The following is a 488-nucleotide window of genomic DNA, read 5'->3' as shown; positions in this document are numbered from 1 at the left end:
CCGTGCTCAGCGAGCGCACCGGCTACCCCGTCGACCTCATCGAACTCGACCTCGACCTCGAAGCCGACCTCTCCATCGACTCCATCAAACGCGCCGAAGTCGCCGGCGAAGTCGCCCAACGCCTCTCCCTCTCCGTCGAAGGCGACGAAAGCGAACTCGAAGACCTCGTCAAAGCCCGCACCGTCCGCGCCATGGTCACCTGGCTCGACCAGAAGATGAGCACCACGGTCACCGCCACCGCGACGCTCACCGCCGCGCTCCCCTCCGGCGACCAGGTCGGCGTCACCGCAGCCGACTTCCAGCAGGCGATCCTCGCGGTGCTCAGCGAGCGCACCGGCTACCCCGTCGACCTCATCGAGCCCGACCTCGACCTCGAAGCCGACCTCTCCATCGACTCCATCAAACGCGCCGAAGTCGCCGGCGAAGTCGCCCAACGCCTCTCCCTCTCCGTCGAAGGCGACGAAAGCGAACTCGAAGACCTCGTCAAA

General features: G+C 66.6%; 1 protein-coding gene. It reads left to right on the top strand.

What is annotated here, in order from left to right; translation table 11 throughout:
* Window positions 1-488, top strand: a 488-nt coding sequence (locus AC0AIB_RS31125; RefSeq protein ID WP_465098066.1) for an acyl carrier protein, incomplete at both ends; no start/stop codon positions are given.

This window comes from Micromonospora sp. DSM 43699 (assembly GCF_055517075.1).
This window is presented reverse-complemented; position numbering and strand designations above follow the sequence as displayed.